The organism is Arthrobacter sp. NicSoilB4, from assembly GCF_019977335.1.
Taxonomy (GTDB): domain Bacteria; phylum Actinomycetota; class Actinomycetes; order Actinomycetales; family Micrococcaceae; genus Arthrobacter.
In genome coordinates this window covers 1,071,309-1,086,599 of the sequence record NZ_AP024653.1, presented here as the reverse complement: position 1 = coordinate 1,086,599, position 15,291 = coordinate 1,071,309, and the positions used below count along the sequence as shown (strand labels likewise).

Below are 15,291 nucleotides of genomic sequence, written 5' to 3'. Positions count from 1 at the left end.
GCCCGCGGCCTCCCGCACGGGTATGACAGAGATCACAGCCGCTTCCATCATGGCAAGATGAAGCCATGAGCATCCCGGCAATCGAACTGATGACAGCCCTGCGTTCCGGCCAGGCCACCTCACCCCGGCTCACCTGGTACGGCCCCGACGCTGAGCGCGTCGAGCTGTCCGGCCGGGTTCTGGACAACTGGGTGGCCAAGACGAGCAACCTGCTGCAGGACGAGCTCGACGCCGAGCCCGGAACGCGGTTGCGACTGGACCTGCCGGCCCACTGGAAGTCCGTCATCCTCGCCCTGGCCGCCTGGCAGCTCGGCATGGAGGTCGTCTTCGGCGATGCCGAGGCCGAACTGCTGGCGACCGCCGACCCGGCCCCCGGCGCCGCGCAGGGGGCATTCGACGCCGTCGTGGCAGTGGCGCTGCCGGCGCTGGCCATGCGGTGGCCCGGTGAGCTGCCCACCGGCGTCGTGGATTATGCCGCCGAGGTGCGCTCCCACGGGGACGTTTTTATGGCACACGTGGATCCGGAAGGAACGCGGCGTGCCGTGCTGGCCGCCGCCGGGATGGCCCACACCCACGCTGACCTGCTGGACGGCTTCGCGGCGGCGCACGACGACGGCGTGCGGCTGCTGGTGGCCGCCGGCGATGGCCTGGAATCCGCCCTCGCCCAGTCCCTGGGCGCGTGGCGCGGCGACGGCTCAGTGGTGCTGGTGCACCCCGACGTCGTAGTGACAGAAAAGCTGCTCGCGGACGAGCGCGTCAACGGCGGCTGAGCGGCCTGCCGCACACGCACCGTCCGCGCCCCGCCTAAATGTGCGGGTCCGGCAGCTCCGGATCTTTGACGGCAGCGCCTTCGACGCGCACTTCCGGTTTGGTGTGGGGGTGCCGTTCGATGATCTCGTGGTCGTGGGAAAACTCCGGCTCTTCGTCGAGTTCCTTGTTGAAGACCAGGAAGCGGTAAGCGAAGAAGCGCACCACGGTGGCCACGAGGATGCCAACGACCCCCGCGGCGAACAGCATGTTCTTGTCAGTAACGCCGAAGGTGTACTTGGCGAGGGCGGTGAATCCGGTGGAGATGCCGATGCCGATGCCGTTGATCAGGATGAACATGAGGAATTCGCGGACCACATTGTCCTGGCGGCGGTGCCGGAAGGTCCAGAAGCGGTTCGCGATCCAGGAGAAGACGGTTGCGATGCTGGCTCCGACGAACCGGGCCTTGGCTTCACTGTCCGTCATCGGGCCATGCATGAGGTAGTAGGTGAGTCCGTTGTCAATGACGAACGCAACACCGCCCACCGCACCGAACTTGGCCACTTCGCGCCAGAAAAGCGACGCGAGCCCATGCAAGCGCTCCGTAAGTGTAGTAATCATGACCCTCCGTGGCCTTCGTGAACTGTCGGCCAAAGGCCCAACGGCCTATTTTAGCGCCGAAAGCCGGGAACCGGCCCCCATGGCGCAGTCCGCGGGCCGGAACTGCCCCGGCGGGAAGCCGCCAGCTGACGGCCCGGAACGGCGGGCCGGCCATCGGCTGCACCGCCGGCACGGCCCTGACCTGTCCCCGCCTGAATGCGGCTGAATCCCCGTCGGCACCCGCACGGGAAATTCAAAAAGCCGGGATATGGCGAGGCTTTCGGTAGGCTGGGACTTGTGACTTTTCCTGTGATCGGTGTGGTTGGCGGCGGCCAGCTCGCCCGAATGATGGCCCCGGCGGCCACAGCCCTGGGCTTCGAGCTCCGCGTCCTTGCCGAAGGCGAGGACGTCTCGGCCGTCTCGGCCGTAGCCAACGCCCCGGTCGGTGATTACACCGACCTGGACCATCTCCTTGAGTTTTCCCGCGGCCTGGACGTCCTGACCTTCGACCATGAGCACGTTCCCACAGAGCACCTGCGTTCCCTGCAGCGCGCCGGCGTCAACGTGCACCCCGGACCGGACGCCCTGGTCAACGCCCAGGACAAGCTCGTGATGCGGGCGGCCATCGACAGGCTGGAGCTGCCCAACCCCACGTGGGCCTCCGTTGCCGACGTCGCCGGGCTGATCGCGTTCGGCGACGACACGGGCTGGCCGGTCGTCCTCAAAACCCCGCGCGGCGGCTACGACGGCAAAGGTGTGCGCATCGTGGACTCCGCGGCGGAAGCAGCCGACACCGCCGACTGGTTCGAGGCCATGTCACCGCTGCTCGCCGAGGCAAAAGTGGAATTCAGCCGCGAACTCTCTGCCCTGGTGGCCCGGACCCCGGACGGTGAGGCGCGGGCCTGGCCGGTTGTGCACACGATCCAGGTCAACGGCGTCTGTGACGAAGTCATCGCCCCGGCCCTGGACATCCCGCTGGAGGTCGCCGCAGCTGCGGAGAACGCCGCCCTCCGGATCGCCAGCGAACTCGGCGTCACCGGTGTTATGGCTGTGGAACTCTTCGAGACGCCCGGTGTGGGAGCGGGCTTCCTGATCAACGAGCTCGCCATGCGCCCGCACAACACCGGCCACTGGACCCAGGACGGCTCCGTGACGAGCCAGTTCGAACAGCACCTCCGGGCGATCCTCAATCTGCCGCTCGGCGCCACGGACCTCCTCGGCCCTGTCGTTGTGATGAAGAATTTCCTGGGCGGCGAGAACCAGAACCTGTTCTCCGCCTACCCCGCGGCCCTGGCCAGCGAACCCGCGGCGAAGGTCCACTGCTATGGCAAGGCCGTCCGGCCCGGCCGCAAGATCGGCCACGTCAACCTCGTCGGCGGCTCCGTGGCCGACGTCGACTCGGTGCGCGAACGCGCCACCACGGTCGCCAACATCATCCGGAACGGAAAGGCGCAGCCCCGCACCGTTGCGGGAGCCCACGAGGAGAACGTATGAGCGCCAGCAACAGCAGCAGCACGGCCCAGTCCCCGGCAACGGCGGACGCCGGGGCCGATGACCCCATCGTCGGGCTCGTCATGGGCTCGGACTCGGACTGGCCCGTGATGGAGGCCGCGGCCGAGGCCCTCGCCGAGTTCGGGATCCCGTTCGAGGCCGATGTGGTCTCCGCACACCGTATGCCGCTCGAAATGATCCGCTACGGCCGGACGGCCCATGAGCGCGGCCTCCGTGTCATCATTGCCGGCGCCGGCGGCGCCGCCCACCTGCCGGGCATGCTCGCCTCGGTCACGCCCTTGCCGGTCATCGGCGTCCCGGTGCCGCTCAAGACCCTCGACGGCATGGACTCCCTGCTATCCATCGTCCAGATGCCCGCCGGGGTTCCCGTCGCGACCGTTTCCATCGGCGGGGCCAGGAACGCCGGCCTGCTGGCGGTGCGCATGCTGGCCTCGGGCACGGATCCCCTGGCCGGACAGCTCCGCGCCGCCTTGGCCGACTTCGCCCAGGAGCTCAATGATGCCGCCACCCGGAAGGGCGCCAACCTGCGGCAGAAGGTGAGCGAAGTGTTCGCCGACGCAAACGTCGTCGCCCGGGGCAGCCGTTAAGGATCACCAGATGACCAACAGTTATGCCCCCTCCCGTCAGCCGGCGCCACGCAACCGTGCGTCTGCCCCGTCCTTTACGGATCCGGTCCGCTATCCCGCCGGAGCCTCCGCGTCGGTCCTGACCAAGCGTGCGTTCCTGCTGATCCTGATGACTCTTCTGGTGCCGGGAAGTGCCCAGACCGTGGCCGGGGACCGGCGGCTGGGACGGATCGCGCTGCGCGTCACCCTCACCGTCTGGGTGCTGGCCGGCCTGGCGGCAGTGCTCCTCGTGGCATCGCGGTCGACGCTGATCAACCTGTTCACGAACTCCATAGCCTCGCTGCTGCTCATCATCGGCCTGGTCGCACTGGCCGTGGGTTGGGCCGCGCTCTTTATCAACACCCTGCGGCTGATCCGTCCCGTGCTGCTGACCCCCAAGGCGCGCCCCGCCGTCGTGGTCGCCCTGGTGCTGGCGATGATCCTCAGCAGCGGATCGCTGGGCTACGCCGCGTACCTGCTCAACGTCAGCCGCGACGCAATCTCCAATATCTTCTCCGCCGGACCGGCCATGGAACCCTCCGAAGGCCGGTACAACTTCCTGATGATGGGCGGTGACGCCGGGTCCGACCGTACCGGCCGCCGGCCCGACAGCCTCTCGGTCATCAGCGTCGATGCCAAGACCGGCGCGACCGCCATCATTTCCGTGCCCCGCAATCTGCAGAATGCGCAGTTCAGCGAGGACTCGCCGATGCGCACGATCTATCCCGACGGCTACGACTGCGGCAACGAATGCCTCATCAACGCCATCAACACCGAGGTCACCAACGAACACAAGGACCTGTACCCCGGGGTGGAGGACCCCGGCGCGCAGGCCACGCTGGAAGCGGTGTCCGGGAGCCTCGGCATCAAGGTCCAGGCCTACGTTCTGGTCGACATGGACGGCTTCGCCCGGCTCATCGATGCCATGGGCGGCATCCGGATCAAGGCAGGCGGCTGGGTCCCGATCAGCGGCGAGACCATTGACGAGGCGAGCGGAATCCACGGCATGCCGCTGGGCTGGATCCCGGCCGGCGACAATACGCTGGATGGCTACCACGCCCTCTGGTACGGCCGGTCGCGCGAATTCGTGGACGACTACTCCCGCATCGCCCGCCAGCAGTGCGTCCAGCAGGCCATGCTCAAGCAGCTGGATCCGGCAACCCTGCTGTCCAAGTTCGAGGACATCGTGAAGGCGGGCACCAAGGTGGTGGACTCCAACATCTCCTCCGGACAGCTCGGGAGTTTCGTGGACCTCGCCATGAAGGCGAAGGGCCAGCAAATGAGCCGGCTGACCATCGGACCGCCCGACTTCGACGCTTCCTTCTCGACCGTCCCCGACTTCGACCAGATCCACCAGAAGGTCGATGCGCTCCTCGCGCCCACTCCGGCGGCGGGCGCCGCGGAAGACGGCATCCGCGGGCAGGACCAGGCGCCCGGGCCGCTGTCGGCAGCCGGGGCGTTGCCCGCTGCACAGCCCGGAACCCAGCCCGCGCCGCCGCCGTCGGACTTCACTCCGGTGACCACGACGCCGGATGGCGAGCCGATCACCGAAGAGATGCTGAACCAGTTCAAGCTCAACGGCGACGAACAGTCGATCCGCAACCTGGTCGCCACGAACGGCCAGTGCGCGCCGCTGTAGTTCCGCGGCCACACCTTCCTTAGCAGCCTTCCGCAACAGATTGGGACACCCAGGCAGTGTATGAACTCGAGAACGTCCTCCGGCCATATGCCTGGGGCTCCACGACGGCCATCGCCGGGCTGCTTGGCCGGCCTGCTTCCGGCGGCCCCGAGGCTGAGCTCTGGATCGGTGCCCACCCGGACTCACCGTCAGTGGCGCTGAGCCCGGCCGGATCCGCCGGAGCCCACGCGGCGGTCGAGGGCCACGGCGGCCGGGCACTGGACACGTTGATCGGGGAAGACCCGGAACACCATCTGGGCAGCGACAGCGTGGCCGAATTCGGCCCCCGGCTTCCGTTCCTGCTCAAGGTCCTGGCCGCCGACAGCCCCCTCTCGCTCCAGGTGCACCCCACTCTCGAGCAGGCCCGGGAGGGATTCGCCCGCGAGGAGGCTGCCGGAGTCGACCGCGCCGCGGCTGAACGCAATTACAAGGACGACAACCACAAGCCGGAGATGATCTTCGCGCTGACCCCGTTCGAGGCGCTGTGCGGCTTCCGGCCGGCCTCGGAAGCGCGTGCCGTCTTCGAATTGCTGGTGGCGGACTTTGAACTCGCCGGCCTCGATCTTCCTCCGCTCGTTCCGCTGCTGCTGGAGGATCTGGCACAGCCCGAGGAGCACACCGCCCTGCGCTCCGCCTTCGAGCGGCTGATCGCCGGCGGCGAGGACGTCGCCGCCGCAACGGCCGCCATCGTGGCGGCTCTGGTCTCCGGCGCCCCGACGGCGCCGCACCAGGCGGAGCTGTCCACCGTCGTCACGCTCAATGCGCAGTACCCGGGCGATCCGGGCGTCCTGATTTCGCTGCTGCTCAACCGGATCTCGCTGGCCCCGGGCGAGGCTGTCTACCTCCCGGCCGGCAACGTCCACGCCTACCTGCACGGCCTCGGCATCGAGGTCATGGCCTCCTCCGACAACGTCCTGCGTGGCGGACTGACGCCTAAGTTCGTGGACGTGCCGGAACTGCTCCGCACCATCGCCTTTGAAGCCGTCGGTGTCCCGATGCTCAGCGCCGAGACCACGATGCTGGGACAGGAGGTCTTCCGGCCGCCGTTCCGTGAATTCCAGCTGCAGCGCATCGAGCTGGCGCCCGGCGCGGAACCGGTCCCGCTGGCGCAGTCGGGGGCCGCGGTCATCATCGTTGTGTCCGGCTCCGTGCTCCTCGACTCCCCCAAGGGCGAGCTGCGGCTGGAACGCGGCGCGAGCGCATTCCTGCCCGCCGCCGAGGCGCCGGTCAATGCACACGCCATGTCCGGTGCCACCGGAACAGCCCTTGCGTTTGCCGTCACGACCGCCCTGAAAGCCTGAGACCGTGGACCACTTCCTGCAGAGCGCCCCGTGGGCCGAATTCCAGCGCGGCCTGGGACGGACCGTGCACCAGCACTCGGGTCCGGGCTGGAGCTTCCTGGCCATCGAGGAGAGCAACCCGGCCGGGAAACTCCTCTACGCACCCTACGGCCCGGTAGCCGCGTCCCTGGCCGCGTTCGACGCCGCCCTGGCGGCGCTGAAGGACCTGGCCCGCAGTTGCGGGGCCGTGTTTGTCCGGATTGAACCGGTGGATGCCGGCTTCACGGCCGCCGACGCCGACGCCGTCCTGCGCAAGCGCGGCCTCCGGCCCGCCCCTGCCAACCAGCAGCCCGAACTGAGCTGGGTTGTGGACCTGGACAGGGACTTCAAGGACGTCCTCGCGGACATGAAGCCGGTGAACCGCAACCTGTACCGGAACATCCACAAGAAGGGCGTGACGTTCCGTTCCAGCCAGGACCCCGACGAGATCTCGGTACTGCTGGCGTTCCTGCACCTGACGGCGGCGCGCAATGGATTCAAGCCGCAGAGCGATGAGTACCTGACCCGGGTCGCGCGCTCCCTGATGCCTGCCGGCGCCGCGACCCTCTTCGTCGCCGAGCTCGAGGGCGAGCCCATCGCCGCCGCCCTTGCCTACGACTCCGCGGATACCCGCACGTATGCCCACGCCGCCCTGGACGATACACACCGGAAGCTCAGCGCCGGGATTCCGCTGCTGGTCACGCTGATGGCAGATGCCAAGGACAAGGGCCTGAAGCATGTGGACCTCTGGGGCGTCGCCCCCGCAGACCAGCCCGACCACAAATGGGCCGGCTTCACGGCCTTCAAGAAGTCGTTCGGCGGGCGCGAGGTCGCGTACCCCGGAACCTGGGACCTGCCGGTGAAGAAAATGCGCTACAGCGGGTACCAGCTGGCCAGGAAGTGCGCGCAGGCCGCCCGCCGCGGCGCCCAGGCGGCCCGGACCGTGCCCGTCCGGCTGCGCGGCGCGCTCCGCCGCTAGCCCGCCGTCGGGCATGCGTCGCGCTGGACATGCCCCGCGGCAGCCGCAGCGGGTGGACATACACCCACTATGTCCATTCCTGAGCGTGAGCACTGGGCATGTCCCCGGGACTCGGGCGTCATCCGGGATGAACACTGGACATGTCCCACCTGAGACAGCACCAACCCGGGCTGCCGCAGGACATGCCCCGCGGCAGCCGCAGCGGGTGGACATACACCCACTATGTCCATTCCTGAGCGTGAGCACTCGGCATGTCCCCCGGACACGACGTCGTCCGGGCTGAAAACTGGACATGCCCCGCCTCGGGTAGGAACAACCCGGGCTGAACACCGGACATGCCCCACCTGAGCCAGCAACAATCTGGCTGCCGCTGGACATGTCCAGCGGCAGTCGCGGTGAGTGGACATGAACCCACTATGTCCACTCCTGAGCGTGACCACTGGGCATGTCCCGGGGACACGGCGTCGTCCGGGCTGAACACTGGACATGTCCCGTGGCCGCAGCACGAACCTGGACCGCGACTCTGGACATGTCCCGCGGCAGCCGCGGCGGGTGGACATAAACCCGCTATGTCCATTCCTGAGGGTGGGCACTGGGCATGTCCGCGCCCGGGCCCTAGTTTCCGGCGGAGGCTGCTTTCTTCTGCGCTTCGTAAGCGCTGGCGACCATGTCCTCGACGGAGTGCCGCATCTTCCAGTCCAGGTCACGTGCGGCCAGGGTGCCGTCGGCCACGATCCGGTCCGGGTCCCCGGCCCGGCGGGGGCCGATCTCCGGCTCGAAGTCGATGCCGGTGACCTTGGCCATCGCCGTCATGATCTGCCGGACGGAGAGTCCGTCGCCGGACCCGAGGTTGTAGACGCGTTCCAGGGGCCTGCCGGCGGCGAGGGCCTGGGCCGCCGCGACGTGCGAGGTGGCCAGGTCGGCGACATGCACGTAGTCCCGCACGCAGGTGCCGTCGTCGGTGTTGTAGTCGGTGCCGTTGATCCGCGGGGTCTTCCCCGCGGTCAGCGCGCGGAGCACGATCGGGAAGAGATTGTGCGGGCTCGTGTCGTACAGATCGGGCGAGCCGGAGCCGACCACGTTGAAGTACCGCAGAGAGGTGTGCTTCAGCCCGCGGGCACGGCCCTGGTCCCGGATCAGCCACTCCCCGATCAGTTTGCTCTCCCCGTAGGGCGACTCGGGGTTCGTCGGGGTGTCTTCAGTGACGATGTCCCCGGTGGGGGTGCCGTACGTTGCGGCGGAGGAGGAAAAGACCAGCTTGTCGACCTCGGCGAGCTCCATCGCTTTCAGGAGTTCAGCCGTGCCGGTGACGTTCTGCTCGTAAGTGAGCAGCGGCTCCTGGACGGAAACGCCGGCGTATTTGAAGCCGGCCAGATGGATCACTCCGGTGACGCCAAGGTCCAGCATGGTGCGCGCCACAAGCTCCGAGTCGAGGATGGTGCCGTGCACGAACGGCACGTCGTCCGGGACGAACTCGCGGTGCCCGCTGGAGAGCGAATCAATCACCGCCGCCTGGATCCCGGCCCCGCGCAAAGCGGAAACCACGTGCGAACCGATATATCCTGCGCCACCTGTTACAAGCCATGTCATGGTTCCACCCTACCTAATCCGGCCGCCCCGCCGGCGCTCCCGGAAACGGCGGATCCCGGGGCGCGAAACGCGCCCCGGGATCCGGGTGTTCTGGCTGTCGCGGCTGGTGCTAGCCCTTGCGCGCGTAGCCTTCCCACTTGCTGGCCTGGTGTTCGCCATCCACGAAGCGGATGGTGCCGGACTTGGAGCGCATCACGATGGACTGGGTAAGGACCTTGTCCTTGGAGTAGCGCACTCCCTTAAGCAGGTCGCCGTCGGTGATGCCCGTTGCGGCGAAGTAGCAGTTGTCGCTGGACACGAGATCGTTGGTGGACAGCACCCGGTCCAGGTCGTGGCCGGCGTCGATTGCCTTCTGCTTCTCGTCGTCGCTGGTGGGCCACAGCCGGCCCTGGATCACGCCGCCCAGGGACTTGATGGCGCAGGCCGCCACGATGCCTTCCGGCGTTCCGCCGATGCCCATCAGGGCGTCCACGCCGGTGCCCGAACGGGCTGCGGCGATGGCGCCGGCGACGTCGCCGTCCATGATGAACTTGGTCCGTGCACCGGCCTCGCGGATCTCCTCCACGAGCGGGCGGTGCCGGTCGCGGTCCAGGATCATCACGTTGAGCTGGTTGACCTTGACGCCCTTGGCCTTGGCGATCAGGTGCAGGTTCTGCTTGACCGGCAGGCGCAGGTCAACCATGTCGGCGGCTTCCGGACCGGTGACGAGCTTCTCCATGTAGAAGACCGCGGAGGGATCGAACATCGAGCCGCGCTCGGCGACGGCGAGGACGGCGAGGGCGTTGTTGATGCCCAGGGCGGTCAGCCGGGTTCCGTCGATCGGGTCGACGGCGACATCGCACTCGGGCCCGGTGCCGTCACCGACGCGCTCTCCGTTGAAGAGCATCGGGGCTTCGTCTTTTTCACCTTCGCCGATAACCACAACACCGTTGAAGTGGACGGTCTGCAGGAACGAGCGCATGGCGTCGACGGCGGCGCCGTCGGCCTTGTTCTTGTCCCCGAACCCGACCCAGTGGCCGCCGGCGATGGCAGCGGCTTCGGTGACGCGGACAAGTTCCAGAGCAAGGTTGCGGTCCGGCTCGTCGATGCCGACGGCGAGAGACGGGGAAAGCGTGGAGTACTTCTGGGTCATTGGCGCTGGTGTCACGTGAACCTCTTCTTCGAGTGGCGATCATTGAAGCCGCACGGACAGGTCGATCCGTCGCGGTGATTCGTTGGTTAGTGATCTCGTCTGTTATCGATCATAGTCGCGGCGAAAAGCTGCGTCTCGGAATGACCATTCCGTGAAACGGCCGGCCCAGCCCCGCCCGGCGCCACCGAATGTGAGATCGGCCCGGAATGGGCGACTATAGAGGGGTGAGTGAATTGCAGGAAACGCCCCCCGCAGCCCCAGCTTCCCCCGCCAGCACGGCCGGCCAGGAAGCGTCCGGCGCAGGCGGCCAGCCGCCCGTCAAGCCCGTCCTGACCGCGGGAGCGGCGAAGCGCGCGAACGCCTCCGTGATCGGCATGATCATCGCGCTGGTCCTGAGCATCGCCACGTTCCTGCCGATCGTCCTGATGAACCCGTCGCCAAAGTCCGACGGCTACCGCCCGGACATCAACGTCAGCGCCGTGGCGCGGAACGCTGCAGATGTGGCGGGATTCACACCCGCGGCCCCGGAAACCGGCGAAACATTCCGCGCAAATTACGCCCGGTGGGAGTCCGGGACGGGCAGCGGCGTCCCCACATGGGAGGTCGGCTACCTCACCCCCAAGGAATCCTTCATCGGCCTGGTGCAGACGCGGCAGTCCAATCCCACCTGGCTGCTCCAGCAGGTCAAGAGCGCCCCGGTCACCGGAACCCGCGCCGCGGGAGGCCGGGACTGGGAGCTGCGCGATACCGGCAAGGGCGAAAAGAGCATGGTGCTCCGCGACGCCGGCGGGACCACGGTCATTCTGGCCGGGTCCGCCCAGCTGGATGAATTCACGGTCCTGGCGGCCGCGGTGGTCAAGGCGCTCGAGGGCAATTCCGCTCCCGCTAGCAGTGCGTCACCCGGCAGCACTGCGACTGCAACAGTTTCGCCCTCCCCGGCCCCTTCGCCGTAAGGTAAGGCCGTGGCCACATATCTCACCCCCGCACTTGCCTGGCGTCGACTCCGCGAAGGCAACGAGCGCTTTGTTTCCGGCGAATCGTCCCATCCCAACCAGGACGCGTCGCGCCGTTCCTCCCTCGTGGAGAACCAGCACCCCTTCGCCGTGATCTTCGGCTGCTCGGATTCCCGCCTGGCCGCCGAAATCATCTTCGATCTCGGCCTCGGGGACGCCTTCGTCGTCCGCACCGCGGGCCAGGTGATCGATGACGCCGTGCTCGGATCCCTCGAGTACAGCGTCAGCGTCCTCGGCGTGCCGCTGATCGTGGTCCTGGGGCACGACAGCTGCGGAGCGGTCACGGCCACCAAGGCCGCGGTGGAAACCGGACAGATGCCCGTGGGCTTCATGCGCAGCCTCGTGGAGCGCATCACGCCGTCGGTGTTGACCTCCCTGCGCAACAACCAGCACGATGTCAACGACATGGTGGTCGAAAACGTGAAACAGACGTCGCAGCGCCTCGTGGACAGCTCGCGGGTGATCTCCGACGCCGTCGAGGGCGGCCGGGCGGCAGTGATCGGCCTCGCCTACAGCCTCGCCGACGGCCGGGCGGACATCGTTTCCGGAATCGGTGAGATCTAAGGTCCCACCGCTGCGGTCCTGCGGCAGCCCGGTAGCAAGCGGTTCATGGTTTTCGGTGGAACGCCTCCGCCCAATAAGCTAGCCCCATGACTTCCACAGCAGATTTGAACACTGAAGAGTTCCGCATTGAACACGACACGATGGGCGAAGTCCGCGTCCCCGTGAACGCGTTGTACCGCGCCCAGACGCAGCGTGCCGTCGAAAACTTCCCGATCTCCGGAAAGACCCTCGAGCGCGCCCACATCGAAGCCCTGGCCCGGGTGAAGAAGGCCGCAGCCCAGGCCAACGCAGAACTGGGAGTGCTCGACGGCGAGCTCGCCCAGGCAATTGCCGACGCCGCTGATGAGGTCGCCACGGGCAAGTACGACGGCGACTTCCCGATCGACGTCTTCCAGACCGGCTCGGGCACCTCGTCGAACATGAACACCAACGAGGTCCTTGCCGAACTGGCCACCCGCGCGCTCAAGGCCGGCGGCAGCGACAAGGTGGTCCACCCGAACGACCACGTCAACGCCTCGCAGTCCTCCAACGACGTCTTCCCCACCTCGGTCCACGTGGCAGCCACCTCCGCCCTGATCAACGACCTGATCCCGGCGCTGGGCTACCTCGCGGAGTCCCTGGAGCGCAAGGCTGTCGAGTTCAAGGACGTCGTGAAATCCGGCCGCACGCACCTCATGGATGCCACCCCGGTGACACTCGGCCAGGAGTTCGGCGGCTACGCCGCGCAGGTCCGCTACGGCATCGAACGCATCAATGCCTCCCTCCCCCGCGTCGCCGAAGTTCCGCTCGGCGGCACCGCCGTCGGCACCGGCATCAACACCCCGGCCGGCTTCCCGGAGCGTGTCATCGAACTGCTCTCCGCCGACACCGGCCTCCCGCTGACCGAGGCCCGCGACCACTTCGAGGCCCAGGCCAACCGGGACGGCCTGATCGAGGCCTCCAGCCAGCTGCGCAACATCGCGATCTCCTTCATGAAGATCAACAACGACCTGCGCTGGATGGGCTCCGGCCCCAACACAGGCCTCGGCGAAATCACGATCCCGGACCTGCAGCCGGGCTCGTCGATCATGCCGGGCAAGGTCAACCCGGTCATCTGCGAAGCCTCCATCATGGTCTGCGCCCAAGTCATCGGCAACGACACCGCCATCGCGTGGTCCGGCACCAACGGCGCGTTCGAGCTCAACGTCGGCATCCCCGTGATGGCCGCCAACCTGCTCGAGTCCGTGCGACTGCTGGCCAACACCAGCCGTGTCATGGCGGACAAGATGATCGACGGCATCACCGCCAACGTCGAGCGCGCCCGCTTCCTCGCCGAGGCGTCACCCTCGATCGTCACCCCGCTGAACAAGTTCATCGGCTACGAGAACGCCGCGAAGATCGCGAAGAAGTCCGTGGCCGAGGGCCTCACCATCCGCGAAACCGTGGTGGCCATGGGCTTCCTGGAGCGCGGCGAACTGACTGAGGAGCAGCTGGACACCGCCCTGGACGTCATGTCCATGACCCGTCCGCCGCACAAGGCCTAGCACCCGCGCGCCCCGCTGCCGCGCCCGTCCGGTGCGGCAGGGCGGGCACGGCAGTGCCAGACACGGCAGCATCCGACGGCGGCCGGCACCTTTCCTGCGAAAGGCGCCGGCCGCCTCCGTGCGTGCTACCGGCGCCCGCCTCCTACGGCAGCGGCGCTCCTCCCCCGGCCGCCTCCCGCTCGTCCGCGGTGTAGGCCGCCGCGGCAGCCGCGTCCGCCAGGCTCGCCCCGCCGATCCGCGCTTCCCTCAGCCGTCGCGTTTTCGCCGACTGGACCGAGAAGGCAGCATCCACGTTCCCCGCGGCGTACGTCAGGGCGTCCTCGGCCCGGATGCCGAGCCCGCGAGCCGTCAACACAGCGTCCTGGTTGGCGCCCAGATAGGTGAACTGCCAGCCCCACTGGGCCTGCTGCCGTTCGACCAGCTCCTTGACCATGGCGCCAGTGGCTTCCCGTGAGGAGTTCTCGTGGCCGTCGGTCAGGACCGCGACAAGCACCGTTCCGGGGCGCCGGTCCTCCGGCAGGGCTGCCAGCTCGGCGCCGGCCTCGCCGATCAGCCGGATCATGGCATCGTGCAGTGCCGTGCTGCCGCGCGGCTGCAGATCCAGCGGTGGCACGTCCCGGATGTCCACAGCGGCATAGACCCGCTCGTAGCTGTCGTCGAACTGGGCCAGCGAGAGCCGGCACCGGCCTGCCACGGACTGCTGGTCACGCACGAAGGCCGCGAACCCGCCCACTGTGTCGTCGGCAATGGCGCTCATGGACCCTGATCGGTCCAGGAGAACGTAAACGTGTGTCAGTGCAGCGTCGGTCATGCTTCCCCATTTCCGGTCCGGGCGAACCCGGGCCAACTCTCCCCAGCGCCTGGCTGGACAAGGGCAGGCTACTGCGGGGCACCGACAGGATGGGCAAACAGCGAATCCGTAAGCCGTCAGCGCCGGAAGTGGGCAGCACCGTCCGGCTGCGCCGCACGGTCGATGCTCTCCAGATGCCCGGGCATCATCGCCGGGAACTCCTCCGGGAAGAACCAGCCCACGGCGAGGGATTCGTCGTCGTTGACCCGCGCCTCCCCGGAGACGTAGCGGCACCGGAACACGAGGGTAAGGAAGTGGCAGACGTCCCCGTTCGGATACGTGGTGGGCCCGACGGCATCCACCGAAACGAGCCGTTCGGCGGCGGCCACAACGCCGGTCTCCTCCAGGACTTCCCGCAACATGCCCGCCGCCGGCTCTTCCCCGGGCTCAAGAATCCCGGTGATGAGCCCCCATTGGCCATTGTCGGCCCGTTGGCCGAGCAGGACCCTGCCGGCGTCGTCGAACACCACGGCCCGGGCGCCGGGAATCCACAGGGTCTCGTGGCCAATCTTGGCGCGCAGTCTGAGAATGAAGTCGGGGGTTGCCATCCCGCCAGCCTAGCCAAAGTCCGTGGGGCGCCGAACCCTGCCTCAGGCCGCCGGCAGCAGGGCCATGGCCGCCGCGGCACCGGCCAGCATAAACGGCCCAAAAGGAATGCTCGACTTCAGGCTGCCGCGCCGCGAGACCAGCAGGGCCAGGCTCCACAGTCCGCCGAAGAGGAACGCGGCGAACGTCCCGGCGAAGACGTGCGGCCACCCAAGGAACCCCAGATACATCCCGAGGACGCCTGCCAGCTTGACGTCGCCAAACCCCATCCCCGGCGGATAGACGGCGCGCAGCAGGAAATAGAACAGCCACAAGGTTGCTCCCCCGGCCACAATGCGGAGCCCGGGCACCCCGAAAAGCCCGGCGCCGCCGTCGGGAACTGCCGCCGAGGCAGCGGCACCCGACGCCGTGTGAACCGCAGCTGCGCCGAGCAAGAGCACCCCGGCGACGGCATAGGCCGGAAAGACGATCCGGTCCGGCAGCAGATGGTGGCGGACATCAATGACCGTGAGCCGGACGGCCGCGACCGCCAGATAGGCGCACGCCAGCAGCACCAGCCAGAAGGCCAGCGGGGTCGCTTCCCCCAGTCCGCCGAGTCGTTGGATCACCCTCGGATGCTACTGGAAATTCCGG

Annotated in this window: 15 protein-coding genes; 9 read left to right on the top strand and 6 right to left on the bottom strand. The window is 67.9% G+C overall.

Translation table 11 applies throughout. From position 1 onward, the window contains the following. Positions 1-65 precede the first annotated feature (65 nt). Positions 66-770, top strand: a complete 705-nt coding sequence (locus tag LDO13_RS04935) for a TIGR03089 family protein (RefSeq protein WP_224048937.1) — start codon at positions 66-68, stop codon at positions 768-770. Positions 771-804: 34 nt separating this feature from the next. Here LDO13_RS04935 and LDO13_RS04930 read toward each other — a convergent pair whose 3' ends face one another. Continuing rightward, positions 805-1,368, bottom strand: coding sequence for a GtrA family protein (locus LDO13_RS04930; protein WP_224048936.1), 564 nt, complete (start codon positions 1,366-1,368; stop codon positions 805-807). Positions 1,369-1,692: 324 nt separating this feature from the next. Here LDO13_RS04930 and LDO13_RS04925 point away from each other — a divergent pair, with 324 nt between their 5' ends. From LDO13_RS04925 to LDO13_RS04905, 5 genes are all read left to right on the top strand, one after another. Beyond that, on the top strand, positions 1,693-2,841 hold the full coding sequence (locus LDO13_RS04925; RefSeq protein ID WP_263422155.1) for a 5-(carboxyamino)imidazole ribonucleotide synthase: 1,149 nt from the start codon (positions 1,693-1,695) through the stop codon (positions 2,839-2,841). A gap of 80 nt (positions 2,842-2,921) precedes the next feature. Continuing rightward, positions 2,922-3,446 (top strand): 5-(carboxyamino)imidazole ribonucleotide mutase, encoded by a 525-nt coding sequence (gene purE, locus LDO13_RS04920; protein ID WP_224049670.1) that lies wholly within the window; start codon positions 2,922-2,924, stop codon positions 3,444-3,446. A gap of 10 nt (positions 3,447-3,456) precedes the next feature. Further along, positions 3,457-5,103 carry an LCP family protein gene (locus tag LDO13_RS04915; protein ID WP_224048934.1) on the top strand — a complete coding sequence of 549 codons (1,647 nt, stop codon included), beginning with the start codon at positions 3,457-3,459 and terminating at the stop codon, positions 5,101-5,103. A 56-nt stretch (positions 5,104-5,159) separates the two neighbouring features. Continuing rightward, positions 5,160-6,443 (top strand): mannose-6-phosphate isomerase, class I, encoded by a 1,284-nt coding sequence (gene manA / locus LDO13_RS04910; protein ID WP_224048933.1) that lies wholly within the window; start codon positions 5,160-5,162, stop codon positions 6,441-6,443. Between the two features lie 4 nt (positions 6,444-6,447). Next, entirely contained in the window at positions 6,448-7,440 is a 993-nt protein-coding gene (locus LDO13_RS04905) for a peptidoglycan bridge formation glycyltransferase FemA/FemB family protein (protein ID WP_224048932.1), read from the top strand. Between the two features lie 615 nt (positions 7,441-8,055). On the opposite strand, the gene galE is transcribed toward LDO13_RS04905, so the two are convergent. Together galE and glpX are read right to left on the bottom strand one after the other, a co-directional pair. After that, on the bottom strand, positions 8,056-9,030 hold the full coding sequence (gene galE / locus LDO13_RS04900; RefSeq protein WP_224048931.1) for a UDP-glucose 4-epimerase GalE: 975 nt from the start codon (positions 9,028-9,030) through the stop codon (positions 8,056-8,058). Between the two features lie 109 nt (positions 9,031-9,139). Continuing rightward, complete coding sequence (glpX, locus tag LDO13_RS04895) at positions 9,140-10,162, bottom strand: class II fructose-bisphosphatase (protein WP_186329239.1); 1,023 nt, start codon at positions 10,160-10,162, stop codon at positions 9,140-9,142. Positions 10,163-10,386: 224 nt separating this feature from the next. On the opposite strand from glpX, the gene LDO13_RS04890 reads away from it, so the two are divergent. The 3 genes from LDO13_RS04890 to LDO13_RS04880 all read left to right on the top strand — a co-directional run bounded on the left by LDO13_RS04890 (position 10,387) and on the right by LDO13_RS04880 (position 13,262). After that, complete coding sequence (locus LDO13_RS04890; RefSeq protein ID WP_224048930.1) at positions 10,387-11,115, top strand: DUF4245 domain-containing protein; 729 nt, start codon at positions 10,387-10,389, stop codon at positions 11,113-11,115. Between the two features lie 9 nt (positions 11,116-11,124). Further along, the gene (locus LDO13_RS04885; RefSeq protein WP_224048929.1) at positions 11,125-11,739 is read left to right on the top strand and encodes a carbonic anhydrase; all 615 of its coding nucleotides are present in this window, start codon (positions 11,125-11,127) and stop codon (positions 11,737-11,739) included. 86 nt (positions 11,740-11,825) lie between these two features. Continuing rightward, the gene (locus LDO13_RS04880; protein ID WP_224048928.1) at positions 11,826-13,262 is read left to right on the top strand and encodes a class II fumarate hydratase; all 1,437 of its coding nucleotides are present in this window, start codon (positions 11,826-11,828) and stop codon (positions 13,260-13,262) included. 142 nt (positions 13,263-13,404) lie between these two features. Here the strand turns inward: LDO13_RS04880 and LDO13_RS04875 are convergent, their stop codons facing one another. The 3 genes from LDO13_RS04875 to LDO13_RS04865 form a co-directional block, all read right to left on the bottom strand. Then, positions 13,405-14,073, bottom strand: coding sequence for a vWA domain-containing protein (locus tag LDO13_RS04875; protein ID WP_224048927.1), 669 nt, complete (start codon positions 14,071-14,073; stop codon positions 13,405-13,407). 116 nt (positions 14,074-14,189) lie between these two features. Beyond that, positions 14,190-14,660 carry an NUDIX domain-containing protein gene (locus tag LDO13_RS04870; protein ID WP_224048926.1) on the bottom strand — a complete coding sequence of 157 codons (471 nt, stop codon included), beginning with the start codon at positions 14,658-14,660 and terminating at the stop codon, positions 14,190-14,192. 42 nt (positions 14,661-14,702) lie between these two features. Beyond that, the gene (locus LDO13_RS04865) at positions 14,703-15,266 is read right to left on the bottom strand and encodes an A24 family peptidase (RefSeq protein WP_224048925.1); all 564 of its coding nucleotides are present in this window, start codon (positions 15,264-15,266) and stop codon (positions 14,703-14,705) included. Positions 15,267-15,291: the final 25 nt, after the last annotated feature.